Source organism: Stenotrophomonas sp. (assembly GCF_035634915.1).
In the GTDB taxonomy this organism is placed as follows: Bacteria; Pseudomonadota; Gammaproteobacteria; order Xanthomonadales; family Xanthomonadaceae; genus Stenotrophomonas.
This window is the reverse complement of the sequence record NZ_DASQCB010000018.1, coordinates 116,064-140,707: the sequence shown is the minus strand read 5'-3', so window position 1 is coordinate 140,707 and position 24,644 is coordinate 116,064. Positions and strand designations below refer to the sequence as shown.

Below are 24,644 nucleotides of genomic sequence, written 5' to 3'. Positions count from 1 at the left end.
ACTGAACTGATGGATGTGCTGCTCGCCAACCCGCGTGGTTTCTGTGCCGGTGTCGATCGCGCGATCGAGATCGTCAAGCGCGCGATCGAAACGCTGGGCGCGCCCATCTATGTCCGCCATGAAGTGGTGCACAACCGCTTCGTGGTCGATGACCTGAAGCAGCGCGGCGCGATCTTCGTCGAGGAACTCGATGAAGTGCCGGACAACAACACGGTCATCTTCAGCGCGCACGGTGTTTCCCAGGCCGTGCGCCAGGAAGCCGAGCGCCGTGGTCTGAAAGTGTTCGACGCCACCTGTCCGCTGGTGACCAAGGTTCACTTCGAAGTGGCCCGCCACTGCCGTGCCGGCCGTGACGTGGTGCTGATCGGCCACGCCGGCCATCCGGAAGTGGAAGGCACCATGGGCCAGTGGAACCGCGAAGCCGGTACCGGCCAGATCTACCTGGTCGAGGACGTGGAGCAGGTCGCCACGCTGGAGATCAACCAGCCGGAGAACTTCGCCTACACCACCCAGACCACGCTGTCGGTGGACGACACGCGCGGCATCATTGAGGCACTGCGCGAGCGGTTCCCGCAGATGCAGGGCCCGAAGAACGACGACATCTGCTACGCCACGCAGAACCGCCAGGACGCCGTGCGTGACCTGGCCAAGCGCTGCGACCTGGTGCTGGTGGTGGGTTCGCCGAACAGCTCCAATTCCAACCGCCTGAGTGAGCTTGCCCGCCGCGAAGGCGTGGAGAGCTACCTGATCGACGGCGCGCACGAGATCGACCCGCGCTGGGTGGAAGGCAAGCAGCACATCGGCGTGACCGCCGGCGCCTCGGCACCGCAGGTGCTGGTGGATGGCGTGCTGGCCCGCCTGGCCGAACTGGGCGCCAACGGCGTGGGCGAGCTGGATGGCGAGCCGGAATCGATGGTGTTCGCGCTGCCGAAGGAACTGCGGCTGCGGTTGGTCGACTGACCGGCAATCCCCTTGGTGGGTGCGAACCAGCCCGAGTGGTGGGTGCGAACCAGCCCGAATGGTGGGTGCGAACCCGCCCGAATGGTAGGTGCGAACCTTGGTTCGCACTGCTTGTGGATGTAATTCATCCATGCATGGCGTGGATCCACTTCTGGCAGGTTGATCGCCGGGCATGGCCCGGCGCTCGGATGAGGCTGACATCGGTCGAACTGCTGGAGGCGGACAAACGCGCGTCGCATTTTCACGTAGGGGACGCGGGCGGACAATTGCGGGATCCTCGTCCACAGCAGTGACCTGGCACCATGAGGGCCACTACGATGCGAATCATCTTCGCTGAATTCGTGAGAGTGACAATGAAGTCATTACTGATCACGTCTGCGCTCATTCCCCTCGCAGCGGTTGCGGCGGCACCTTCTTCTCAAGCATGGAGTCCCGCCGCAAAAGCTTCGCAACTGGCAGCGCTGGACTACATCGAGAGGCTGGAGGTGGCGCGAAGCGTCGGGCCGCAGGCCGCCGCTGATGCGTTGGATATCGAGAGCGGCTCCGGCGCGGACGCTGCGTTGGTCTCTGGGATCGCCCGGAATTTCGGTGGAATTGAACTTGCCACCGAGCTTGATCAACGGTCAGGCCAGACCGTGATCGTTGTGAAAGCATCTGGCGGGTGTGTCGAGCGGGAGGTTGCGAAGACGAAGCTGACACTTGGCAAGATCGTATGGGCGCCGCTGGCCGATTCTCCTGCGCCGGTACTGGGTTATGCGCACTTTCAGGGAGGCTCGGCGTCGACGGTGTTTTTCGATGCAACCGGCTCAAGGTGCTTGACCGGTGTCAGGATCGAAGATCCGGCGCGATTGAAAGCGCAAATCGACGCGGCTGAAAAGGAAGGGGCGTCGAATCAGCTCCCGTGATGGTCGTGCCTCACCAGTTCTCTCGACCATGACCTTCGGCCATGGGGTTCTGCACTGCACGGGCCTAGCATCAAAGGTTCTACCGTAGCTGGAACCTGCCTGATGAAGACCCGTGCCCTGGTGATGTCCGTGCTGTTCGCGCTGGCGTCCACGCCTGCGCTGGCGCAGACCCCGCCACCGGGCGATGCCGCGGCGCCTGGCCTGCTGCGCATCGATGTGGATGCACGTGACCTTGCCCGTCGCATCTTCAAGGTGACCGCCACCGTGCCGGTCACGCCCGGTCCGGTCACCCTGCTGTACCCGCAGTGGATTCCCGGCAACCATTCGCCCACCGGCCCCATCGACAAGCTGGCCGGCCTGCGCGTGACCGCCAACGGCAAGCCGCTGGCCTGGCAGCGCGACCAGTTCAACGTGTACGCGTTCAAGGTGGACGTGCCCGAGGGTGTCAGCGAGATCGTCGCCCACTTCGATTTCCTCTCCTCGCAGGGCGGCAGCCAGGGCCGGGTGGTGATGACCCCGGAAATGCTCAACCTGCAGTGGAACGCCAACTCGCTGTATCCGGCCGGCGTCGATGCGCGCAACCTGCAGGCGCAGGCCAGCGTGACCCTGCCCAAGGGCTGGGCATATGCCACCGCCCTGGAAACCGCGCGCCGCGACGGCGACACCGTGGTGTTCAAGCCGATCTCCTATGACCACCTGGTCGATTCGCCGCTGTTTGCCGGCGAGCACCACCAGCGCATCGACCTCGACCCGGGCGCGAAGGTGCCGGTGCACCTGAACGTGTTCGCCGACGACGCCAAGTCGCTGAAGCCGACCGAGGCGCAGATCAAGCAGCATCGCGCGCTGGTGCAGCAGGCCGACAAGCTGTACGGCGCGCGCCACTACGATCACTACGAATTCCTGCTGGCCCTGACCGACCGCCTCGGTGGCATCGGCCTGGAACATCACCGTTCCAGCGAGAACAGCGCGGCCCCGGGCTACTTCACCGAATGGGACAAGAACGCGTGGATGCGCGATCTGCTGCCGCATGAGTACACCCACTCCTGGAACGGCAAGTACCGTCGTGGTGCGGACCTGGCCACGGCCAATTTCAACGTGCCGATGGGCGACAGCCTGCTGTGGGTCTACGAAGGCCAGACCCAGTTCTGGGGCCAGGTGCTGGCCGCGCGCTCGGGCCTGTGGTCGGCCGACCAGGCCCGCGACATGCTGGCCAATGTCGCGGCGACCTATGACCGTGGCCGTCCGGGCCTGGCGTGGCGGCCGCTGCAGGACACCACCAACGACCCCACCATCGCCCAGCGTCGCGGGCTGGCCTACCGCAACTACCAGATGAGCGAGGATTACTACTCCGGTGGGCAGATGCTGTGGTTGGACGTGGAAGGCAAGCTGCGCGAGCTGAGTGGCAACCGCCGCAGCCTGGATGATTTCGCACGTGCGTTCTTCGGCGTCGGCAACGGCACGTGGGACGTCAATACGTACACCTTCGACGACGTGGTGGCGACGCTCAATGGCATCGCAGCCTTCGATTGGGCCAGCTTCCTGCGGGAGCGTCTGGATGGCCATGGCACGCTGACCGGTGGCCTCGAACGCGCCGGGTGGAAGCTGGCCTACCGCGATACGCCGAACGAGGCCTACAAGGCCCAGGAAAAGCGCGCCAAGGCCGCGCTGCTGGCCTACTCGCTGGGTGCCACCGTGCTCGACACCGGCGTGGTGGGCGACGTGATCTGGGACAGCCCGGCCTTCAATGCCGGCCTGGCACCGGGCATGAAGGTGATTGCCGTGGGTGGCCGCGAATACAGCAGCGAGCGCCTGAAAGACGCCGTCTCTGCCGCGGCCAAGGACAAAGCGCCCATCGTGCTGCTGGTCAAGCAGTTCGACCGCATCGAGACGATGAACATCGACTACCACGGTGGCCTGCAGTACCCGGTGCTGGAACGCATCGCCGGCAAGCCGGACCGCCTTGCCGAGCTGTGGAAGGCCCGATGATGCACGGGCGCCGCGATGGCCTGATCCTGCTGGCAGCGATCCTGGCCATCGTTGGCGCCTTCCTGCACGGCGATGGCCGCTGGCTGCACTGGCTGGCCAAGCCAGCGACCACGCTGCTGATCGCGGCCATTGCCTGGCAGGCGCGGCCGGCGGCATCGCCGTCCTATCGGCGCGCCGTGCTGCTGGGCATGCTGCTGTCCTGCGCAGGCGACATCGCGCTGATGCTGCCGGTGGATGCGTTCGTGCCGGGGCTGGTCGCGTTCCTGCTGGCCCACGTCTGCTACATCGTCGCGTTCCGTGCTGGCTTGCGTGCGGGCCGTGGTCTGGTGGCCGCGTTCGTGTTGCTGGGCGCGTTCGCCACGCTCAATGTGATGGGCCTGTGGCCGCACCTGCCGGCGCCGATGCGCATGCCGGTGCTGGCCTACGTGGTGGTGCTGGCGTCGATGGCGGTGCTGGCGCTGGCACGTGCGTGGGCTCGCCCGCAGGCGCCTGCGCCGGAATCGTGCAGCGCACGCTGGGCAGCGGTGGGCGCCGTGTTGTTCGTCGCCAGCGATTCACTGCTGGCCTGGGATCGGTTTGCTGGCGGATTGCCACTGGCCAGCCTGCTGGTGCTGTCCACGTACTACGCCGCGCAGTACGCCATCGCTCATTCGGTGGGCAGCCGGCCTTTGTAGAGTCGAGCTTGCTCGACTGCTTCTGCCAACAGCAGTCGAGCATGGCTCGACTCTACATACAAATGCGGTCATTCGACATCGGCCGCGGTTTCGCAGGTGCGCTCTGGGGCGCACAGACGATCCAGCAGCGCCAACGTGACGCCGTTGCTCCAGCCGAAGCCATCCTGCAGCGGGTATTCGCCGCCACCGCCGCCGCTGGCCGAGCCATCCACCACGTACTTTTCCACCAGCTTGCCGTCGCGGTCGTAGACCGATTGCACGGTGCGCAGGAAACGCACGCCCAGGGTCCGTGCCAGCGCCTGCTGGCCGTAGTGCTGCAGCCCGTCCACGGCCACCCACTGCAGCGGCGCCCAGCCGTTCGGCGCATCCCATTGCTGTCCAGTGTCGCGCTGGGTGGTCAGCAGGCCACCGGAGCGCAGCAGGCCGGCTTCCACGGCATCGGCGGTACGTCGTGCCTGCGCAGTGTCGGCAATCTTCAGCCACAGCGGGAACAGCGCCGCGGCGGTCAGGGCGGGGCGTTGCTGGTCGCTGTCCAGGTCGCGGTCGACGTAGTGCCCCTGGCGTGAATCCCACAGCTGCGTGTTGATGGCTTCGCGGCGTGAAGCCGCCAACCGCTGGAAATGGCGCGCATCGCCAGTCGCACCGGATACCGTGCTGGCGCGCGCCAGCGTCTGTTCCAGCTGGAACAGCAGGCTGTTCAGATCCACCGGCACGATGGACGTGGTACGGATGCTGGACAGCTGCGCCGGGTCATCCAGCCAGCGCGAGCTGAAATCCCAGCCGGATTCCGCACCGGCCCGCAGATCGCGATAGACCTGCGAGGGCCGCCGCTGCGATGCCTGCGCAGCCGTCGCCAGATCATCCGTCCACGATTCGGTACGCGGCACGGCGCGCGCATCCCAGTAGCGGTTCAACAGCTGGCCGTCGGCCAACCGCACCACGCGTTCGCGCGCCTGGCCCGGTGCAAGGTCTTCGGCGCCGTGCATCCAGAACGCGTGTTCGATGCGCAGCTGCGGCAGGTAGCGCCGGTACGCGTCGTTACCTTCGTGGCGGGCCAGCAGTTCCACCATCAGGCTGAAGAACGGTGGCTGCGAACGGCTCAGGTAGTAGCTGCGGTTGCCGTTGGGGATGTGGCCGTACTGGTCCAGCTGCCAGGCAAAGTTGTCCACCATGTCGCGCACCTGCTGCCAGCGCTGGCTGGACGCCAAGCCGAGCAGGGTGAAGTAGCTGTCCCAGTAGTAGACCTCGCGGAAGCGGCCGCCGGGCACCACGTAGGGATGCGGTAGTGGCAGCAGTGAACCGTGTGGATCGACGCGGCTGGTGTGCCGTTGCAGCACCGGCCAAAGGCCTTCGATGTGCGCGCGCAGCGTCTCTCCGGAAGGGGGCACGTAGGCGGGTGCATCGCCGGGTACGTCGAAGCGGGTCGCGACGAAATCGCGCAGGGTGTAGCCGGGTTGCTGCTGGGCGGTTTGCCAGTCGGCCAGAACGGCCGCCGCCGGCTGGCGTGGCACGGCGTCGGCGAAGGTCTTCTGGTCGGCAAACAGGTGCGCGCGTTGTACCTGCTGGAACAGCGGGGCCAGCTGCTGGTCGGGAGGCGCAGTGGCGTGGGTGGGTGCTGCGGCGGCTGCAGCGGCCATGCAGAACAGCAATGCAAGCGACGCACCGGCCTGGAACATCGAGGGACGCATGGCGTGCCTCCAGAAGGGTGTGGTGCCACTGTAGGTGAGGAGGCGTGAAAGCGGTTTGCGGGCTGCCGTGCAATGCGTAGCGTCGAGCTTGCTCGACTGCTTCTGCCAACAGCAGTCGAGCAAGCTCGACTCTACAAAAGCGCGTCAGCGGAACTGCAGGGTCAGCAGGAAGTAACGGCCAAGCGGATCATCCAGGCCGGCCATCTGCCCGCCGCTGCCGACCAGGTAGTTCACCGGTGCGGTATCCAGCACGTTGTGCACGTCCAGCGCGGCCACCACGCGCGGGCTCAGCTTGCGCGCCAGGTGCAGGTTCCAGCGCAGCTGCGCGGGGTTCATGCAGCGATGCGCCTCATGCTGTGCCTGCGGGCAGTCCTCACCGGCCAGCCACGCACGCGTGCGGCCCACGCGGTTGCCGCGCAGGGCGATGTCCCACGCCGGGTTCTGCCACTGCACGTTGATGATGCCGGCAAGCGCAGGCGTGGCATGGCCGCGCAGGTCAATCGATTCACCGTGGGCGCGGTCGCGGCGCAGCGTCTGCTGCTTCAGTGCGTCCAGCGAGAACAGCCATTGGCCATCACGGCCGGTGTCGATGCGGTACTCGCCACGCAGCACCCAGTTGCGCGAGCTGGTGCGGCCGATGTTGTCGAAGGACAGGCGCAGGTCACGCAGGCGGCCACGCTCGTCCAGTTCCCACGTGTCGGGGTTCCACAGCGCATCGCTGGGTTGCAGTGCGAGGATCTCGTTGCGCAGTTCAACGATGTTGTGGGTCAGCGTCAGCGAGAACGTGTCTGTCGGCGTCCAGCTGGCCGCCAGCGAATGGCTGCGCGAGGTCTCGGCGCGCAGCGCATCGTTCTCCACCACGTCCACCCGCACCGCGCAGCCGCCGTCACGCAGGGGGCGCGCGCACGGCGGCAGGGTGTCCGAAGGCGGCAGGGCGTACAGGCCGAAGTAGGCCGGCGGGCGCCGCTGTTCAAACAGACTGGGGGCACGATAGCCGCGGCCACTGGCCAGCAGGAACGACCAGTGCGGGCTGGGGGTCCAGCGCAGCCCGGCTCGCGGGGAAAACGCATCATCGCCGCCATCGTGGTCGAGCCGCGCGGCCAGATCGGCCCGTAGTGTCGAGGTCAGCGGCAGCCCCAGTTCGGCGTATGCGGCACTGCTTTCACGCGACAGCCGGCGCTGCTCCAGTGGCATGCCCAGGGCCAGCTCACCCTTGCCCAGCAACGGGTCGGGCAGCGACAGCCAGCGCTCCTGGCGCAGGTCGATGCCGGTGGCCAGCTGCGCCTTGCCGCCCGGCAGGTCCATCAGCTCGCGTTGTATGCCCCACCAGCCCTGCAACTGCGTGGTGCGCCCGCGGTTGCGGATGGAGGGAAACAGATCCTCGGCCAGGCCCGGTGGCAGGGTGGAAAAGCCCGGCAGGAAGTCCAGCGCGAGCGCCGCTTCCAGCAGGCGCTCACTGCGCACGGCGCCGCCGGTACGCAGGTCCACCTGGCTGCGCTGCGCGCTCAGTCCGGCCTCCCAGCGTCGGCCTGCCTGCTCACGGCCCACGCCGAAGGTCAGGTCACCTTCGCTGCTGCGCACGCGCGGCTGCACCTCGCCACCTTCCTGCAGCACCACGTTCAGCAGTGCACTGCCGAAGTTCAATGCCACCGCCGTCGGCCCCAGCTCGAAGCGCTGGCGGCTGTGGCTGCCACGCGCTTCCAGGTAGGCATAGCGGCCTTCGCCACGCTCGTGACGATAGCGAAGATAGCCGGCCACCGTGTCCGAGGCCGGCTGCAGCGAACGCGGGCGCACGCTGTCGTACCAGCAGCCGTCCTCCTGCTCCTGCAGTGGCGCATGGCATTCGGTGGCGGGGTAGTAATCGCCATTGGCCAGGATCAGGCCGATCGGGTACAGCGCGCTGTCGGCATGCCAGCGGCGGCGGTCGCCGGCCACGTGGCGGATGCGGTGCAGGTCGATGCCGGCAAACCAGCGGTCGCCGTTGTCGCGCACGCCGCCGGTGGCGGCCTGCATGCGCTGCTGGTCGCCGTCGCCACGGCTGCTGACCCCGGTCTGCAGCGTGGCCTCGGGGCCTTCGGCCTGGTCGCGCAGGATGATGTTGACCACGCCGGACATCGCGTCGGCACCGTAGATGGCCGAAGTGCCGCCGCGCACCAGTTCGATGCGTTCGACGAAACTGAGCGGGATGCCGCCAAGATCGGTCAACGCGCCTTCCTCCAGCGACACCATGGGATAGCGCGGCAGGCGGCGGCCGTTGACCAGGAACAGGGTCGCGCGCGGCCCCATGCCATCCAGGCTGGTGGTCGCAGCCGCGCCCACCGGCAGGTACAGCGAATCCCCTCCGCGCGAGGTGCTCAACGGCGGGTGGCCGTTCATCCCGGGAAGATGGCGCAGCAGGTCGAACAGGGTGCCGTAGCCGCTGCGCAGGATGTCCTCGTGCTCGATCACGGTCACCGGCAGGGTGGTCTGCACCGAGGTGCGCGGCAGGCGGCTGCCGGTGACGTGGATCGGCGCCAGCTCCACCTGCGCTGGCCGCTGTGGGGGCGGTGGGGCAGGTGCCGGTGCGGGTGTGGATGGCGCTGCCGCAGGCACGGCATGGCGACGCAGCACGAAGCCGCCGCTGGGCGTGCGCAGGATGTTGACCGGCTTGCCGGCCACCAGCGCCTTCAGTGCGGCGGCCGGTTCCTGCCTCCCCTGCGTGCCGCTGGTGCGCAGATCAGCCAGTTCGCGGGCGTCGAATACCAATGCCTGGCCGCTCTGCCGCGCCCACTGCTGCAGTGCCGGTACCAGCGGGCCGCCGGCAATGCGGTATTCAGTGCTGGCCGTGGCAGCCGGTGGGGTTGCAGCAGCCGTAGCAACGGGCGTACCCAGGGCGTCGGCCGCGGCAAGCCACAACAGGGCCATCAGGCCCTGCCGCAGTGCCCCGGCGGTCGGCATCCGCGCCGCCTCAGTACGTGCGGCGCAGTTCCAGCGCGCCATCCTTGCGCGGCTGGCCAGCGATGGACCACCCCAGTTCCAGGGCGGACAGCAGTTCGTGCGCATCGCCGGCACGGAAACTGCCGCTCACTGCCAGGTCGGCGATGTCCGGGTCGGCGATCACCAGCGGCGTGCTGCCATAGCGGTTCATGCGTTCGACCACGGTGGACAGTGGCGTGGCATCGAACACCAGCCGCCCCTCCGGCCAGGCCTCGGCTGCAGCGGTGGAGGCCAGCTGCGGGCCCGGCTGGATGCGCCCGGACGGCAGCACCTGCAGCTGTTGGCCTGGCGCCAGCGTGTGCTGGGCACGGCCGCTGGTCACTTCCACCACACCGTCCAGCAGCGCCACTTCCACCCGTCCATCGTTCAGGCGCTCGACCTGGAAGGTGGTGCCGATGTCACGGATGCTGCTGCCACCCGCCTGCACCCGCAGTGCGCGCAGGGACGCGGCCACCTGCAGCTGCACGCGGCCACGCTCCAGTTCCAGCTCGCGCTTGCGCCAGCCGAACCGGGCGCTCAGCGTGGTGCCGGCGTCCAGGGTGGCGATGCTGCCATCGGCCAGCGTGCGGACCTGCGGCAGGTGGCTGGCGTTGGCGTAGATCTGCGGTGTGGGGTTGCCGTCGGTATAGACCATCCAGCCCATGCCCACCGCCAGGCAGATGCCGGCCGCCGCCGCCACCGAAGGCAGCCAGCGTCGCACGGGCGCGCGCGCGGTGCGTGCGGCAGCGGTACGCAGCCACGGGTCACCGGACAGGCCGGCGCTGCGCTGGTGCAGCGTCTCGGCCTGTACCCAGGCTTTGACGTGGGACGGGTGCTCGGCCAGCCAATCCTCGAAGGCCTCGCGCTCGATCGAGGTGCAGTCGGGGGCCTCCAGGCGGGCCACCCAGGCGCTTGCGCGTTCAAACAGCAACGTGTCATCCATGTAGGCGTCGCGGGTCACTCACTATCTCCATCAGTGTGGAGAGGATTGCTGCCCAGCTCCTTGCGCAGGCCCTGCAGGGCACGGGCGATGTGTTTTTCCACCGTCTTGGCGGTGATGCCGCAATGCCGGGCGATCTGTGCGTAGCTCATCCCGGTGATGCGGTTGAGCAGGTACACCTCGCGGGCACGTTCGGGAAGCTTGAACAGTGCCTGTCGCAGCAGGGCGATCATCTGCCCGGATTCTGCCTGACGCAGCGGATCGGGAGAAGTGCCTTGCGGCTCCTCGCTGCCATCGCGTTCATCCAGTGCCAGGTGGCGGCGCGCCTGCGGCGATCGCCCGCGGTCGGCCAGGCGATTGCGGGCGATGCGGTACAGCAGCAGGCGCAGCGCGTCGTTGTCATGGCCGCGATAGCGGATCAGCCGTTCCATGCAGTCCTGCGCGATGTCCTCGGCATCCTCCCGGCCAACACCGCGCGCACGCAGGAAGGCGCACAGCGGCGCATGTTCCTCACGCACGAACGCGGCGAACGCATCCGGAACCCCGGCCGGGTCCGGCGGGCGACGGGGCAGGGGGGAAAGGGCGGACAGGAGCAAGGCCTCGAACGACGGACGCGGGATCGAGTTTTACAAGACGGTGACTCCAGGGGGAAGCCCGCAGCGTTTCTGATGGAGCATTCATGAATGCATTCAGATTTTTGCGCGGCCGCCACTGGGGGAGATGAGCGCGCTGCTGCGTTCTGCTTCCGTCCCGCGTGGTGCGGGTTTGGAGAGAGAAACCGCAATGAAGCATTCGAAGTTGAGCCTGGCCCTGGCCGGCCTGGTGGGAATGGCAACGCTGGGCGCGATCGGCGACGCAGGGGCGATGAACTACCACGTGCAGGATGATCGCGTCGTCCTCAGCGGTGGCGTCACCTTCGCCGACGTGGTCGCGCTGCCGGCGCTGCTGGCCAAGGCACAGGCCGAAGGCCGCCCGATCCGCGAAGTGGTGCTGCGTACCTCCAACGGTGGCGCGCTGATCGCCGGTGAATGGCTGCAGGCCGTCATCCGCACCAACGGCCTTGACACCATCGTGTCCGGCCACTGCATTTCCTCGTGCTCGATCATGCAGTCCGGCGGCGTCAACCGTTACCTGGCCGGCGATCTGCCGGTGGTCGATTCGGTGCAGATCCACGCGGCCAGCAGCGGTGGGCGGATCACCTATGCGCCTTCGCCGCGGATGACCGAGATCTACACCGGCAACTATGGCGGCGGCATGGACGCCGGCCTGCTGCACAAGGCCATGTATGAAGTGGTGGCGCCCAACGGCCTGCTGGTCTTCCGCGACCCGGCCCGTACCACCGGCACCTCGGTCAGCTTCGATCCCGATGGCAGCGGCCGCAGCCTGCAGCTCTTCCCGGGCCAGGACATCTACAGCAACAACATCATCACCGAGGCCGGCTACCGCGACCCGGGCGATACGCTGACCGTCACCGGCAACGTCAGCGGTGACATCAACCCGGGCTACCTGTCCACCGCTCGCCAGCTGCAGGCGTTTGTCGAGGATGACTTCGCGCGCTGGAACGACGACGAGTACGACACCACCTACATCAACTACGCGGTCAGCATCTACAACGCCGCCAGCAACGGTCCCAACGGCATCGGCGCGTTCTCGGTACAGGATTACCTCAACGATGCCGGCATCCAGCAGGAACTGCTGGGCCAGCTGCGCCTGGCCGACCTCGACGCGTCAGCATTGGCCAATTCGGCCGGCGTGATCCGCGTCGCCAAGGGCGGCACCTGGCGCACCTCGGCCACCACCGGTGCCGATTTCATGCTGGTCGATGGCGGCACCATCGCCCTGGAAGGCGGTGCCCTGCGCGCGCCGGAAGTGCGGGTGATGGCCGATGGCATGGTGGTCGGCCACGGCGACATCGCCTCGCTGGAAACCGATACCGATGCCCTGCTTGGCGCGACCGGCCCGTCGCTGCGCGAGGATGGCTTCAACCGCCTGCGCGTATACGGCACGCTGATGCCGCGCGGCGGCGATCTGGTCACCCATGGCTACGTCAACATCATGCCGGGCGGCAAGGTGCTGTTCGATGTCACCGAAGCCGGTGGCAGCGAAGCGGGCCGCCTGCGCGTGGGCAGCTTCTACAGCGGTGGGCAGAACGATGGCGCATTGGTCATCTCGCCCGGCGCGCACCTGGAACTGAATGTCGCCCAGGGCTTCTACGCCGGCAACTACCAGCGCGAACTGGTCACCGGCCCGATCTACGAGGAGGGCTTTGCCGATGCCGTGCGCCTGGGCGATACCGGCTACAGCGCCAGCATCACCGACAACGAAGTCTTCCGCCCGCGCCACAACTCGCTGCTCAGTTTCAACATCCACCAGAGCGAAGACGGCCTGTCGCTGACCGCCAACCCGGGCTTCGACGAGCTGGCGCAGCTGACCGCCAGCAACGGCAACCAGAGCCTGGGCGTGGCCCTGGCTGCAGCGGGTGAGCGCCAGGACGCCGGCTTGAAGTCGCTGCTGGGCGCGCTGCAGTTCGCTGACCGCGATGTCATCGCGCAGCAGACCGGTGCCCTGCGCGGTGATGCGCACGCCACCCTGCGCCTGGCCGACAACGCCCTGCTGGGCAGCATCGGCAGCGTGGTCACCCAGCACCAGGCCGGCCTGCGCAGTGGCAGTGGCGATGCCGGTGGCTTGGCCGCGCAGGCAGCGCAGGCCGCCTCGGCACAGCCGGGCATGGCCAACGGCAGCCTGTTCAACCAACTGGCGATGCATCTGGTGGAGCCGGCCGCGCAGGCGGTAGCGGGTTCGGACGGCGGCGCAGGCACGCGCAACCACGGCTTCTGGGGCCGCGGCTTCGGCAGCCACGGCCGCATCGATGGCGACGGCGGCGTGGCCGGCCTGACCCACACTGTGGGCGGCATCGTGCTGGGTGCCGATACGCGCGTGGCCGATGACCGCGTCAGCCTGGGCGTGAGCGTTGCCGCGGCCGACATGTCGACCAAGGCCCGCGATGGTTCCGGCTTCACCGGTGACGTGCGCGCGCTGGATATCGGTGGCTACATCGATGCCACCTATGCGCGAGGCTACCTGTCTGCAGCCGTGCGTTACACCGACCTGCGCCACGACACCCGTCGCGGCATTGCCGGCATCGACGGCCTGGGCGATCCGCTGCGCGCCAAGTACAACAACGATGCGATCTCCGCGCGCCTGGAACACGGCTTCAGCTTCACCACCGGCAACGGCCTGGTGGTGCAGCCGTTGCTGCCGGTGGTGGATTACGCGCGTACCTCGGCCACGCGTTTCAATGAAGGGCAGGGCGCCGGCGCACTGGCCGGCCGTGGCGACAGCCTGGAAAGCATCCGCGTGGGTGCCGGCCTGCAGCTGTTCAAGACCTTCGATGGAAAGAATGGCGAGCGCATCACCCCGCGCGCGCGCGTGGTCTGGCAGAAGGAACTGGGCGACACCCAGGCCCGCTACAGCACCGGCTTCGCCGCCGCCCCGGACCTGGTGTTCGGTAGCAGCAGCCAGACGCTGGGCGAGCAGGTGCTGGCCTGGAACCTGGGCGTCACCAGCCGCGCCAGCGACCGCCTGTCGGTGATGGTCGACTACGTCGGTGAGCGCCGCGATGGCCAGGTGCAGAACGGCGTGATGCTGGGCCTCGGCTACGCGTTCTGAGTAAAGGGCGCACCGGCGGCAGCATCGCCGCCGGTGCGCTATGGTCTGCGCAGGTTTCCCGTGCAGGCCCGCCCATGCAGATTGCCGTGTTCAGTGCCCGTCCCTACGACCGCCGCTTCCTGGAAGAAGCCAACGCGCGCGACGGCGCCGGGCAGGGCTTCCAGTTCGTCCATTTCGACGCTGCACTGGATGTGCACACCGCGGCACTGGCGCAGGACTGCGCCGCCGTCTGCGTGTTCGTCAACGACCGCCTCGATGCCCCCGTGCTGCAGGCGCTGCATGCACTGGGCGTGCGCGCCGTGCTGCTGCGCTGCGCCGGCTTCAACAACGTCGATCTGGCCGAGGCCGCGCGCCTGGGCCTGTTCGTCGCCCGCGTGCCGGCCTATTCGCCCGAAGCCGTGGCCGAGCACGCGCTGGCGCTGGTGATGACCCTCAACCGGCAGACCCACCGCGCCTACAACCGCGTGCGCGAAGGCAACTTCATGCTGGATGGCCTGCTGGGCCGCACCCTGCACGGACGCACCGTGGGCATCGTCGGCACCGGCAAGATCGGCCTGGCCACCGCGCGCATCTTCCGTGGCATGGGCTGCACCGTGCTCGGCCATGACCCGTATCCCTCGCCGGATTTCGTTGGCGTGGGCGAGAGCGTGGCGCTGGACGAGCTGCTGGCGCGCGCGGACATCGTCTCGCTGCACTGCCCGCTGACGCCGGACACCCAGCACCTCATCAACGACGCCTCGCTGGCGCGGATGAAGCCCGGCGCGATGCTGGTCAATACCTCGCGCGGCGGGCTGGTGGATACCCACGCGGTGATCCGCGCGCTGAAATCGCGGCGGCTGGGCCATCTGGCCATTGATGTCTATGAGCAGGAAAGCGCGCTGTTCTTCCAGGACCTGTCCGGCGAGATCATCGACGACGAGGCCTTCCAGCGCCTGATGACCTTCCCCAACGTGCTGGTGACCGGCCACCAGGGCTTCTTCACCGTGGAGGCGCTGCAGGAGATCTCGGCCATCACCCTGGGCAACCTGGCCGATTTCGCCGCCGGGCGGGCATGTGCCAACCGGGTACGGGCGGATTGACCAGCGGGGTAGGCTGCCCGTAAAATCGCCTGCTCAGCCGGAATAGCTCAGTTGGTAGAGCGGCGCATTCGTAATGCGTAGGTCGCAGGTTCGACTCCTGTTTCCGGCACCAGTTGTATAAGAGCCCCGGCCTTGGTCGGGGCTTTTTTTGTGCTCTGGTAGCGCCGGGCCATGCCCGGCGGAATGCCGGCCCCGGTAGTGCCAGCCCATGGCTGGCAGCCCCCAATTTCCGAATCTCGCGGCTGCCCAGCCCCGCTGGCTTGCCAGGCGCTTGGCTCCTCGCACAATTCCTGACCCGGAGACCGCAGCCCCCCATTTCCGTGCTACGAATACCCAGCCTTGCTTCAGGGATTGGACGGATGCGCAGGTTCGGGGGGAGTGTTGGCCAATCGCCATCAGCAATTACCCAGACGACGGCTACCTACATCCACGCTGACGACCTGGGCTCAACAACAATGGTGGATGGACCAATGGGCTTTTCAACCTCGATCATCAGACCCGCCCTTCAATGAGGCATCCGATGAAATTAAATGAGCTTTGTCGTTCTGGCGATCTTCTTCGTCATTTGTGCGTGGTCATTGTGGGCACAGTTGCTCTTCTCGTTATGGGCTGCGCCACCACGGCTGGACCAGTGAGGCTCGAGGATCGATCATTTGCCGACAAGCTTGGCCTGCAAAAATGCAAGGTGTCGATGCCGCTGAGCTCGAGTGAGGCAGTTGAGATCGGGAGGAAATGGGAAATCTATCCAGATCCAGAGAAAGATCCGGATTGGATGAAAATGCTGTCCATGCAGCAGTCAGGCGATCAGTTGCGCCTGATTTCCTGCAGTGAAGGAAATCCATACTTTTATGCGCTGACTCGAAATGGCGAGGTGATCTATAGGTACCTCTTGCCAGTATTGGATTAGCTGTTCTGCCTGGGAGAAAGCTCAGGTCCGCAGTTGAACGTGTTCCTGTCGGTGGATCCGGTGACTGCATATGAGCAGTGCGCTAAGTTCTCGTGGAAGTGATTCAGGCATGAAATCAGATCGTAGAACTGCAGTGTTACGGCTATCGGCTTCGCTGGCGGCCGCTGCGTTACTGTTCGTGCTTCTTTTTGATCGGTATTCCTACTATGACTATCATAAAGGAAAATGCGAGGCGGCAGGCCCTGTTGAGTTGGTCGTCAGTCTGGTCGGGAACTTCGATTCCGGCCGGACAAGAGAAAGATCGTCTCCTTACTATTTAAGAGTTGAGATCGTCGGCGAGAACGAGGGGCGTGTTGTTCTCAGCGAAGCCAGGCTGACCTCATTGAGGTCGAGGGAACGTGTTGATCTTGGTGGCATCAAGAGAGCTGAAGTGGCAAGGCAGGGCGACCCTGTTCCTGCGGTCGTGTACTCGGTGGACTCTCTCCGGCTGGACTACGACGACTACGTTTTTGAGGGGCCGGTTGCCACAGATCCAGTCGGCAGGAGTAGCTCGGTTGCATTTACCTGCTCTTTGACTAGAAGCTATCGAAGTGAGTGGCGTATTCCTTTCTGGGACGCCTTGATGAGTGTTTAGCCTGCATAGGGCGGACGTAGCTCGGGAGATCGCAGTAGTGGGAACTGAGGACCGCGCCTTTCTCGCACATCTGCTTGAATCGGGTCTGTTGGCCGTCGGCGCCGGTATCGATCCAGTGCAGATGGACGCGTATTGGTCAGGAAACATCATGGTTCCGGTGCCTATCGATGCGGATGTTGAGGCGTATCTGCTGCGTGCGGACGCCGATGCATTGATTCGCGCGGCGTTGTGGCTCGTGCGCAATCACTTCCTGTCCGCTAGACATCCCGCGTTGCATATGCGCGTGGTTCGCTGGCTGTTCGCCCATGAGCGGCTGGCACGGTCCGAGCTGCTTGGCTTGTTTGCGCTGATATCGCGCCAAGGGCTGGACCAGGACGGTGAGGAGATCGCCCTGATCGCGGAGGACACGCTGGAAGAGGGAAGGTTGCACGAAGGCGAGGAACTGATTGTTCCCATGCTGTGGTGCCTTGGTCCGTGCACAGCGAGACTGTCTGTTGATTTCAACAACCGCGATGCCGACGGCCACCTGCGGCTCAATCTGTGCGGCACGCAGAACGACGTTGCCGCGCAGTCGCTCGTTCTGCAAGACGGGTTGATCGCCACTGGCTATGACGGCGACCTGGCTGCGGCCATCATCGTGATCGGGCCGGGCAGGGAAGGTGTGTGGCGAGCCAGGATCGTGGATGGCCCATGGGCGGAGCTGCGAAAGTTGAACGCTTGAGGTTGCGGAGGCGAAAGCCCAAGCTGCCGCAATTCAATGGAAGAACGTTGCATCGGGGTGCAATGATGAAGTCGGGTGGTCTGGTTCTTGCGGTTCTCGTTTTGCTGGCGCTGTCCGGCTGTGAAGCCCCGCCGCGCTTCGACATCTGCAAATATCGTGGAAACTCACATTCTGAGAATTTCTGCGTTGTTTCCTATGTATATCTGATGGCGCATCCCGAGCAGTTTGAGGGGCGGGATGTGGAGTTCCGGGCCTGGGCTCGCGTGGCCAGCGATGCCACCCTTTTCTTCCCGACCAAGGAGGCCATGGACGATGCTGAGTCTGTCTCGTCCATGGTTGTTCATGGGGAAGCGATGGCGCCTGATCTTCTGCAGAGAGCGCGTGTTGCACGCGTTCTTGTGCGGGGCAGGTTCCATCTGCCTGATGGAGAGGTGCATCCGTTGGACGCCGAGCGACTTGGTGTCATCCAGAACGCCGCGATCCTGCCTTAGGCCGAAGTGCCACCGCCAAGGCTGTCGGTTCCTGCACGCCACATCGGCCGTTTGCGTCACAACGGCCCGGGTCCATGCGTTGTCCGTGCCTGCCTTGGAGGTTCCTCATGCAACAACTGGGAAGCGGAAAGCGTCACACGCCCTGCTGATTTCCGGTCCGTCTGCGCCACCCGATGTCTTGTCTGCCCTCGCATCGGCGCACTCGCGACTTTCCATGTCGCCTCCGCCACTCCCGCGCGCATGCAACACTCCCTCCCGCACGCTCGATGCATCCGATCCTTTCGGAATTTTCTCATTGAATCGAACGTGCAGGCGTAAACAACATGGCGCGCCACCGAAAACGGGTGGCCGGGCATCCAAACCCGAAGACGTTTAGTTTTTTACGCTTGCCAGTCGGCACCGTCCTGAAGCGGTGTCGGCTGGCAATCCGTCGGCCTCTATGGCGGGCGGTGCGTGGGGATCTTCGGATCCGCCGGTCTCAGCTAAACGTCCCGGTTTGGAACCCGCACCGTCCGCCACCCGCTTCCGCGCGGTGGCGCTGTTAAGTACAGCCACGGAAGCCGATGCCATGACCACCCGCAGAACTCCGCCGTTCCCCATCGATGACCCCATCAACGACGACGCCAACCCGGCCGACGAACTGAGCACCTTCCAGGGCTGCCTCCGGCGCATCCGTGATGGCGAAGGCTCCGATGGCATGCTCTGGCCGGAAGAAAACCTGTCCGAAGGCCGGCGCCAGTCGCTGGCGCGCATCGGCCGCGCGGCCGTTGCCATCCTCACCGCGGTGGAGATGCTGCACGCGGCCAGTCGCTGCGAGTCGGTGGCGACGCCCAAGCGCCATCTCGATGAAGGCGTGGTCGAAGGACTTTTCTTCGCCTGCCGCGAACTGGCCGAACTGGTGTGCAGGGAAGTCAGGCCAAGCTGACCGCCCATTCGCACTGGTGGGGCTATTCAAACCCGCTGTCCCGCCACTGGGCTGCCTGATACGCTGCGTCTGCACGCCGCGCCGCGCGGCCCCAGGGAGTGTGTGCCATGGCATCAGGGAATGTGTTGAGCCGGTCCATCCTCGCCGCAGCCCTCGTGGTTGCGGCTGCACTGCCTGCGCTGGCAGGGGCCGCGCCGGAAGCCGAGACCGCCCGTTTCGTGCGCGAAACCCGTCAGCTGGAAGTTTCTCCGCTGCAGCCCGGCGCGGATGACATGCGGCGGTGGCTGTTCAACTGGGCGCTGGAAACCCCGGATTATCAGGTGATTATCTGCCCGGTGCTCGGGCTGCCCGAGACCGTGGATGAGGAAACCTCGATCGCGCCGGAAGTACTCGCGCAGCAGACCTTCGGAAACCTGGCGTACCAGATCACCGAAGGCCGCGACGGCGACGAGCTGGATCGGCAGCTGGCCGGCGTGGAAAGTGCGCTGAAGGCCTACGCGGTGTTCATCAAGGCTGATCCGTCGTTGAAGATCCCGGGCGTGGATCACTTGGCCGCGCTGAAGAAGGCCGGCACCCTGCGCGCGCATGTGGCGGCGGTCCTTGAGGAGAAATGCGGCGCCGATGCTCCCCGGGAAACCCTGAGCTTGGATGCGGAGGATGCAGCGCCGTCGGACCTCACGGTGTTTCTGGGCGATTTTCTGCGCGGCACCAGCGTGGTCTATCCGATGCAGGTGGGCCAGTGGCAGGCGGTAGATGAGCGCCGGTACGACGATGTACTGGGTGGCGCTTCGGTCCGCTTCGAGCGGCCGGGCGACAAAACCGGCTGGATCGACCTGTACTTCTATCCCGCCGGCGTGCAGGAACCGGCCCAGCGGCGGGAGGCGGCCGAAGGCGAGCGCGAGGCGTTGCTGGACGCGCGCAGGGAAAAGATGGCCAGCGAGCGCGACATGTCCCCGCTGCAATCCATGGGGGTGCCGGTCGCCAGTCTCGGGCCCGGTGGGCCTGCACGGGTGGATGCGAATGTGCTGGACTTCCGTTACAGCCACGAGGGCACGGCTTACAGCTCGGTGATGGTCTTCGCGATCGACCGCATGTACGCCATCAAGTTGCGCTACAGCGTGGAGGCGACGGCGGCCAGCCGCGAGCAGGCGCGACGCGAGGCGGAAACCTTCTTCAGGACACTGCTGTCGGGCGTTGAGATCACCAGCTTCGGCAGTTGCGGCGGGGTGCCTGCGGAGGATCAGCTGCGGCTGCGCATGGGCTGCGTGGGCGTCGATCCGCTGCTGCCGGTAGTGGGCGAGGGCCAGCGTGAGCTGCGCTTTGAGTACCCGGCGGTCCATGACGCTGCGGCCCGGTAAGGGGCGCCAGCCATGCAGCCGGACGATCTCTACATGCACCACGCCCTTTGGAAGCGCCTGCCGCACGGCGCCTGCGTCCGCTACACGGTGCTGCACCACCTGGGCACCGGTCGGTACGCGGTGCAGAGTGCCGATTTCTTCACCGATGACGATCCGGCGGCGTTCACCCGGTTCGAGCGGCAGTTCGTCGAACTGCTGCGCGAGCAGTGCCCGCTGCAGCGCTGCACCTGGTTCGATTCGATCGAGAAGGCGGTGCAGGCGCACGACCAGGACTTCGCCGGGCTGCCAGACACGCCCTGGCTGCATTCCTGAATGCGTTCATCGTGCTTTGCCGATTCCGGCATCCCCGCGCTTGCGCACCCGGTGCGACAACGTGTCGCAGCGATATCCGGCCACTTCCTGCGCTGGATCATTGTCAATGCCCTTCTTAAATGATGCGTGACGGCCTAAAATTGAAAGGCTGACTCGACCCCACCTCACTGCCTGTCTCAACCGCAGGCGGGACCGGCTTTGGCCGGAGCGGGCAGGACGGGGAACGGCATTCCCTCGCAATTGGATCGACCGATGATTCCGTTGAAAACCCTTGGGCGCTGGTTGCGCCCGGGCCTGCTGCTGTCGTTGCTGGTGATGCTCACCGGTTGCGATGCAGTGGCCATCCTCAGTCCGAAGGGCCAGATTGGCCAGGATGAGAAGACCCTGCTGATCACGGCCACCGTGCTCATGCTGCTGGTCGTCATCCCGGTCATCATCATGACCCTGACCTTCGCGTGGAAGTATCGCGCCTCCAACACCAAGGCCCGTTACGAGCCGAAGTGGTCCCACTCGACGGCGATCGAGGTGGTGGTGTGGTCGATCCCCTGCATGATCGTGCTGGTCCTGGCGGTGCTGACCTGGCGGTCCTCGCACGCGCTTGACCCGTACAAGCCGCTGGAATCGGACGTCAAGCCGGTCACCATCGAGGCGATCTCGCTGGACTGGAAGTGGCTGTTCATCTATCCGGAAGAGAAGGTTGCGGTCGTCAACGAGATCAAGTTCCCGGTCAACACGCCGCTGAACTTCAAGATCACGTCCGACACGGTGATGAATGCGTTCTTCATCCCGCACCTGGGCAGCATGATCTATTCGATGGCGGCGATGGAGACCAAGCTCCACCTGATCGCCAACGAGACCGGTGAATTCCCGGGCATGTCCTCGCACTACAGCGGCCTGGGCTTCGCCAAGATGCATTTCACCGCCTATTCGGTCACCGATGCGCAGTACCGCCAGTGGCTGGACCAGGTCCGCGCCGGCAAGGAAACGCTGGACCAGGCCTCCTTCAAGGCCCTGGGCGAAGCGAAGAACTCCGAGTGGTACCCGGTGACCTACTACGGCACCGTCGAAGAAGGCCTGTTCGACTGGGTCCTCGCCAAGCACATGGGTGACAACAAGCACTACGGCATGAAGCATTCCCACACGGGTGCTGCTGCGGCAGATGCGGCCAGCCATGAAGCGCACGAGGGGCACGCCCCGACCGACGCGCATGACTCCAAGGAATCCGGGAAGAACCTGGACGCCACCGAAGAACACGAACACGCTGGCCACGAAGGCCACATGGGTTCGGGAGAATGAACATGCTGGGAAAACTCTCTCTTGAGTCGATCCCCCACGATCCGATCGTGCTGACCACCCTGGTCGGCGCGGTGCTGGGTGGCCTGGGCGTCATGGCCCTGGTCACCAAGTTCAAGCTGTGGGGCTATCTGTGGAAGGAGTGGTTCACCTCGGTGGACCACAAGAAGATCGGCGTGATGTACCTCATCGTCGCCTTCGTCATGCTGCTGCGCGGTTTCTCCGACGCCATCATGATGCGTACCCAGCAGGCCATCGCCGTCGGCGGGTCCGAGGGTTACCTGCCGCCGCACCACTACGACCAGATCTTTACCGCCCACGGCGTGATCATGATCTTCTTCGTGGCGATGCCGCTGATCACCGGCCTGATGAACCTGGCCGTGCCGCTGCAGATCGGTGCGCGCGACGTCGCGTTCCCGTTCGTCAACTCGCTCAGCTTCTGGCTGTTCGTGTCCGGCGCGGTGCTGATCATGCTGTCGCTGTGGATCGGTGAATTCGCCGCCACCGGCTGGCTGGCCTTCCCGCCATTGTCGGGTATCGAGTACAGCAACAATGTAGGTATGGACTACTACATATGGGGCCTACAGGTAGCGGGCCTGGGTACCACCCTCAGTGGTATCAACTTCTTCATTACCATCCTGAAGATGCGCACCCCCAGCATGAAGCTGATGCAGATGCCGGTGTTCACCTGGACTGCCCTGGTGACCAACGTGCTGATCGTCGCTGCCTTCCCGGTGCTGACCATCACCCTGGTGCTGCTGACCCTGGACCGTTACCTGGGTACGCACTTCTTCACCAATGATGGTGGCGGCAACGCCATGCTGTACATCAACCTGATCTGGATCTGGGGCCACCCGGAGGTGTACATCCTGGTCCTGCCGGCGTTCGGTGTGTTCTCCGAAGTCATCGCGACCTTCTCGCGCAAGGCACTGTTCGGCTACAAGGGCATGGTCTACGCCACCGCCTGCATCGGCGTGCTGTCGTTCATTGTGTGGCTGCACCACTTCTTCACCATGGGCTCGGGTGCCAACGTCAATGCCTTCTTCGGCATCACGACGATGATCATCTCGATCCCGACCGGCGTGAAGATCTTCAACTGGCTGTTCACCATGTTCCGCGGTCGCGTGCAGTTCACCACGCCCGTGCTGTGGACCATCGGCTTCATGGTCACCTTCACCATCGGCGGCATGACCGGCGTGATGCTGGCGATCCCGGCCATCGACTTCGTGCTGCACAACAGCCTGTTCCTGATCGCCCACTTCCACAACGTCATCATCGGCGGCGTGGTGTTCGGCATGTTCGCCGGCATCACCTACTGGTGGCCGAAGATGTTCGGCTTCCGCCTGAACGAGTTCTGGGGCAAGTGCGCGTTCTGGTGCTGGTTCATCGGCTTCTATGTGACCTTCATGCCGATGTACGTGCTGGGCTTCATGGGCATGACCCGTCGCCTGCAGAGCACCGTGAACCCGGCCTACGAGCCGTTCCTGCTGGTTGCTGCCGTGGGCGCCTTCATCGTGGGTGCCGGCATCCTGTGCCAGATCATCCAGGTGGCCGTGTCCATCCGCGACCGCAAGAAGACCGCCGACCTGACCGGCGACCCCTGGGATGCCCGTACGCTGGAGTGGGAAACCTCTTCGCCGCCGGCCTTCTACAACTTCGGCACCCTGCCGGAAGTCACCGAGCTGGACGATTTCTGGGAGCGCAAGCAGCGTGGTGAAGCCTGGCCGAAGCCGGCCAAGTACACCGACATCCACATGCCGCGCAACACCGGCACCGGTGTGGTGATCGGCGCCTTCAGCCTGGTCTTTGGCTTCGCGATGATCTGGCACATCTGGTGGCTGGCCATCATTGGCTTCGTCGGCATGATCGCCACGTTCATCTACCGCACCTTCGACCAGGACGTGGACTACTGGGTCCCGGCCGCCGAGGTGGAACGCATCGAGAACGAACACCGCAAGCACCTGGAATCCCAGGGCCTGGTGAAGTCGGAGCTGAAGGCATGAGCACCAATACCTCGACCCTGAGCCACGGGCACGCCGCACACGCGGCGGCCCATGGCCATGACGACCACGAGCACCACGACACCGGCGGCAACACCGTCTTCGGTTTCTGGGTGTACCTGATGAGCGACTGCCTCATCTTCGCCTCGCTGTTTGCCACCTACGTGGTGCTGGCTGGCGGCACCGACGGTGGCCCCGGCCCGAAGGACCTGTTCGAGCTGCCGTTCGTGGCGTGGGAAACCGCGCTGCTGCTGACCTCGTCGCTGACCTTCGGCCTAGGCATGATCGCCATGCACCGCAAGCAGGTTGGCCAGATGTTCCTGTGGCTGGCGGTGACCTGGCTGCTGGGCTTCGGCTTCATGTGCATGGAAGTCTATGAATTCCATCACCTGATCCATCAGGGCTACGGTCCGGACCGCAGTGCCTTCCTGTCGGCGTTCTTCGCCCTGGTCGGTACCCATGGCCTGCACGTCAGTGCCGGCCTGCTGTGGCTGCTGGTGATGTTCGTGCAGCTGAAGAAGTACGGCCTGACCCCGACCAACAAGACCCGCATGGCGTGCCTGAGCCTGTTCTGGCACTTCCTGGATCTCATCTGGATCGGCGTGTTCTCGGTCATCTACCTCAATGGAGCGCTGTAATGGCACATGACAACCATGCACACGACCACGCAGCGGGTGGCGAAAGCCACGGCAGCGTCAAGTCGTACCTGATCGGCTTCGTGCTGGCGGTGGTGCTGACCGTCATCCCGTTCTGGGTGGTGATGTCCGGCGACTTCTCGCGCACCGTCAGCGGTGTGGTCATCGCGGTCACCGCGGTGCTGCAGATGCTGGTCCACCTGGTGTTCTTCCTGCACCTGGACCGCTCGTCGGAAAGCCGCTGGAACGTCAACGCTGCGGCCTTCACCATCGTGGTGATCGGCATCATCGTGGTCGGTACCCTGTGGGTCATGCACAACATGAACGTGCATATGATGCACTGACGTCTTCGCGACGTTGCCACACACGAAAGGCCGCCCTTCGGGGCGGCCTTTTCGTTTGGGTGGGGGGGGGGGGCTTCGTCCGCCCGCCGGGCATGGCCCGGCGCTACCGGTTGGGGGGGGCTTCGGTAGCGCCGGGCCATGCCCGGCGTCAGTAGATCCACGCCATGC

At 65.4% G+C, this 24,644-nt stretch carries 21 protein-coding genes and 1 tRNA gene; 18 read left to right on the top strand and 4 right to left on the bottom strand.

The features are described from left to right. Positions 1–9: 9 nt before the first annotated feature. From ispH to VER16_RS13620, 4 genes are all read left to right on the top strand, one after another. Positions 10–960 carry a 4-hydroxy-3-methylbut-2-enyl diphosphate reductase gene (ispH, locus tag VER16_RS13635; RefSeq protein ID WP_324809003.1) on the top strand — a complete coding sequence of 317 codons (951 nt, stop codon included), beginning with the start codon at positions 10–12 and terminating at the stop codon, positions 958–960. 317 nt (positions 961–1,277) lie between these two features. Continuing rightward, a complete protein-coding gene (locus VER16_RS13630) occupies positions 1,278–1,865 on the top strand; it encodes a hypothetical protein (protein WP_324809001.1) in 588 nt (195 codons plus the stop codon). A 102-nt stretch (positions 1,866–1,967) separates the two neighbouring features. Beyond that, positions 1,968–3,851 carry a peptidase M61 gene (locus VER16_RS13625; protein WP_324808999.1) on the top strand — a complete coding sequence of 628 codons (1,884 nt, stop codon included), beginning with the start codon at positions 1,968–1,970 and terminating at the stop codon, positions 3,849–3,851. Further along, positions 3,848–4,525: a lysoplasmalogenase gene (locus tag VER16_RS13620; protein WP_324808997.1), complete on the top strand. Its 678-nt coding sequence runs from the start codon at positions 3,848–3,850 to the stop codon at positions 4,523–4,525. The genes VER16_RS13625 and VER16_RS13620 overlap by 4 nt, the downstream gene beginning before the upstream one ends. 68 nt (positions 4,526–4,593) lie before the next feature. On the opposite strand, the gene treA is transcribed toward VER16_RS13620, so the two are convergent. From treA to VER16_RS13600, 4 genes are all read right to left on the bottom strand, one after another. After that, the gene (gene treA / locus VER16_RS13615) at positions 4,594–6,213 is read right to left on the bottom strand and encodes an alpha,alpha-trehalase TreA (RefSeq protein ID WP_324808995.1); all 1,620 of its coding nucleotides are present in this window, start codon (positions 6,211–6,213) and stop codon (positions 4,594–4,596) included. A 144-nt stretch (positions 6,214–6,357) separates the two neighbouring features. Then, positions 6,358–9,150 carry a TonB-dependent receptor gene (locus tag VER16_RS13610; protein ID WP_324808993.1) on the bottom strand — a complete coding sequence of 931 codons (2,793 nt, stop codon included), beginning with the start codon at positions 9,148–9,150 and terminating at the stop codon, positions 6,358–6,360. A 10-nt stretch (positions 9,151–9,160) separates the two neighbouring features. Continuing rightward, positions 9,161–10,111 carry a FecR family protein gene (locus VER16_RS13605; RefSeq protein ID WP_324809580.1) on the bottom strand — a complete coding sequence of 317 codons (951 nt, stop codon included), beginning with the start codon at positions 10,109–10,111 and terminating at the stop codon, positions 9,161–9,163. A gap of 14 nt (positions 10,112–10,125) precedes the next feature. Continuing rightward, positions 10,126–10,626: an RNA polymerase sigma factor gene (locus tag VER16_RS13600; RefSeq protein WP_324809578.1), complete on the bottom strand. Its 501-nt coding sequence runs from the start codon at positions 10,624–10,626 to the stop codon at positions 10,126–10,128. Positions 10,627–10,891: 265 nt separating this feature from the next. On the opposite strand from VER16_RS13600, the gene VER16_RS13595 reads away from it, so the two are divergent. The 14 genes from VER16_RS13595 (at position 10,892) to cyoD (ending at position 24,476) form a co-directional block, all read left to right on the top strand. Next, positions 10,892–13,777 carry an autotransporter domain-containing protein gene (locus VER16_RS13595; protein WP_324808991.1) on the top strand — a complete coding sequence of 962 codons (2,886 nt, stop codon included), beginning with the start codon at positions 10,892–10,894 and terminating at the stop codon, positions 13,775–13,777. Positions 13,778–13,851: 74 nt separating this feature from the next. Beyond that, positions 13,852–14,856 (top strand): 2-hydroxyacid dehydrogenase, encoded by a 1,005-nt coding sequence (locus tag VER16_RS13590; RefSeq protein ID WP_324808989.1) that lies wholly within the window; start codon positions 13,852–13,854, stop codon positions 14,854–14,856. A gap of 36 nt (positions 14,857–14,892) precedes the next feature. Further along, a tRNA-Thr gene (locus VER16_RS13585) sits at positions 14,893–14,968 on the top strand. Between the two features lie 408 nt (positions 14,969–15,376). Beyond that, positions 15,377–15,763 carry a hypothetical protein gene (locus VER16_RS13580; RefSeq protein WP_324808987.1) on the top strand — a complete coding sequence of 129 codons (387 nt, stop codon included), beginning with the start codon at positions 15,377–15,379 and terminating at the stop codon, positions 15,761–15,763. Between the two features lie 109 nt (positions 15,764–15,872). After that, complete coding sequence (locus VER16_RS13575; protein WP_324808985.1) at positions 15,873–16,397, top strand: hypothetical protein; 525 nt, start codon at positions 15,873–15,875, stop codon at positions 16,395–16,397. Between the two features lie 37 nt (positions 16,398–16,434). Beyond that, positions 16,435–17,118, top strand: a complete 684-nt coding sequence (locus tag VER16_RS13570; protein WP_324808984.1) for a hypothetical protein — start codon at positions 16,435–16,437, stop codon at positions 17,116–17,118. Next, a complete protein-coding gene (locus tag VER16_RS13565; protein WP_324808982.1) occupies positions 17,088–17,609 on the top strand; it encodes a hypothetical protein in 522 nt (173 codons plus the stop codon). The genes VER16_RS13570 and VER16_RS13565 overlap by 31 nt, the downstream gene beginning before the upstream one ends. 568 nt (positions 17,610–18,177) lie before the next feature. Then, positions 18,178–18,534 (top strand): hypothetical protein, encoded by a 357-nt coding sequence (locus VER16_RS13560; RefSeq protein ID WP_324808980.1) that lies wholly within the window; start codon positions 18,178–18,180, stop codon positions 18,532–18,534. Positions 18,535–18,641: 107 nt separating this feature from the next. Continuing rightward, positions 18,642–19,892, top strand: a complete 1,251-nt coding sequence (locus VER16_RS13555) for a hypothetical protein (protein WP_324808978.1) — start codon at positions 18,642–18,644, stop codon at positions 19,890–19,892. 33 nt (positions 19,893–19,925) lie between these two features. Further along, complete coding sequence (locus VER16_RS13550) at positions 19,926–20,204, top strand: hypothetical protein (protein ID WP_324808976.1); 279 nt, start codon at positions 19,926–19,928, stop codon at positions 20,202–20,204. Between the two features lie 252 nt (positions 20,205–20,456). Beyond that, positions 20,457–21,500, top strand: coding sequence for a ubiquinol oxidase subunit II (gene cyoA, locus VER16_RS13545; RefSeq protein WP_324808974.1), 1,044 nt, complete (start codon positions 20,457–20,459; stop codon positions 21,498–21,500). 2 nt (positions 21,501–21,502) lie between these two features. Then, entirely contained in the window at positions 21,503–23,500 is a 1,998-nt protein-coding gene (gene cyoB, locus VER16_RS13540) for a cytochrome o ubiquinol oxidase subunit I (protein ID WP_324808972.1), read from the top strand. Continuing rightward, positions 23,497–24,135, top strand: coding sequence for a cytochrome o ubiquinol oxidase subunit III (cyoC, locus tag VER16_RS13535; RefSeq protein WP_108764451.1), 639 nt, complete (start codon positions 23,497–23,499; stop codon positions 24,133–24,135). The genes cyoB and cyoC overlap by 4 nt, the downstream gene beginning before the upstream one ends. After that, on the top strand, positions 24,135–24,476 hold the full coding sequence (gene cyoD, locus VER16_RS13530) for a cytochrome o ubiquinol oxidase subunit IV (protein WP_108764452.1): 342 nt from the start codon (positions 24,135–24,137) through the stop codon (positions 24,474–24,476). Before cyoC ends, cyoD begins: the two co-directional genes overlap by 1 nt. Positions 24,477–24,644: the final 168 nt, after the last annotated feature.

Bases quoted from the DNA above. Each gene is read 5' to 3' on its own strand.
- ispH (WP_324809003.1), top strand. From the start codon at position 10: ATGGATGTGCTGCTCGCCAACCCGCGTGGTTTCTGTGCCGGTGTCGAT.
- VER16_RS13630 (WP_324809001.1), top strand. From the start codon at position 1,278: ATGCGAATCATCTTCGCTGAATTCGTGAGAGTGACAATGAAGTCATTA.
- VER16_RS13625 (WP_324808999.1), top strand. From the start codon at position 1,968: ATGAAGACCCGTGCCCTGGTGATGTCCGTGCTGTTCGCGCTGGCGTCC.
- VER16_RS13620 (WP_324808997.1), top strand. From the start codon at position 3,848: ATGATGCACGGGCGCCGCGATGGCCTGATCCTGCTGGCAGCGATCCTG.
- treA (WP_324808995.1), bottom strand. From the start codon at position 6,213: ATGCGTCCCTCGATGTTCCAGGCCGGTGCGTCGCTTGCATTGCTGTTC.
- VER16_RS13610 (WP_324808993.1), bottom strand. From the start codon at position 9,150: ATGCCGACCGCCGGGGCACTGCGGCAGGGCCTGATGGCCCTGTTGTGG.
- VER16_RS13605 (WP_324809580.1), bottom strand. From the start codon at position 10,111: ATGGATGACACGTTGCTGTTTGAACGCGCAAGCGCCTGGGTGGCCCGC.
- VER16_RS13595 (WP_324808991.1), top strand. From the start codon at position 10,892: ATGAAGCATTCGAAGTTGAGCCTGGCCCTGGCCGGCCTGGTGGGAATG.
- VER16_RS13590 (WP_324808989.1), top strand. From the start codon at position 13,852: ATGCAGATTGCCGTGTTCAGTGCCCGTCCCTACGACCGCCGCTTCCTG.
- VER16_RS13580 (WP_324808987.1), top strand. From the start codon at position 15,377: ATGAAATTAAATGAGCTTTGTCGTTCTGGCGATCTTCTTCGTCATTTG.
- VER16_RS13575 (WP_324808985.1), top strand. From the start codon at position 15,873: ATGAAATCAGATCGTAGAACTGCAGTGTTACGGCTATCGGCTTCGCTG.
- VER16_RS13565 (WP_324808982.1), top strand. From the start codon at position 17,088: ATGGGCGGAGCTGCGAAAGTTGAACGCTTGAGGTTGCGGAGGCGAAAG.
- VER16_RS13560 (WP_324808980.1), top strand. From the start codon at position 18,178: ATGACCACCCGCAGAACTCCGCCGTTCCCCATCGATGACCCCATCAAC.
- VER16_RS13555 (WP_324808978.1), top strand. From the start codon at position 18,642: ATGGCATCAGGGAATGTGTTGAGCCGGTCCATCCTCGCCGCAGCCCTC.
- VER16_RS13550 (WP_324808976.1), top strand. From the start codon at position 19,926: ATGCACCACGCCCTTTGGAAGCGCCTGCCGCACGGCGCCTGCGTCCGC.
- cyoA (WP_324808974.1), top strand. From the start codon at position 20,457: ATGATTCCGTTGAAAACCCTTGGGCGCTGGTTGCGCCCGGGCCTGCTG.
- cyoB (WP_324808972.1), top strand. From the start codon at position 21,503: ATGCTGGGAAAACTCTCTCTTGAGTCGATCCCCCACGATCCGATCGTG.
- cyoC (WP_108764451.1), top strand. From the start codon at position 23,497: ATGAGCACCAATACCTCGACCCTGAGCCACGGGCACGCCGCACACGCG.
- cyoD (WP_108764452.1), top strand. From the start codon at position 24,135: ATGGCACATGACAACCATGCACACGACCACGCAGCGGGTGGCGAAAGC.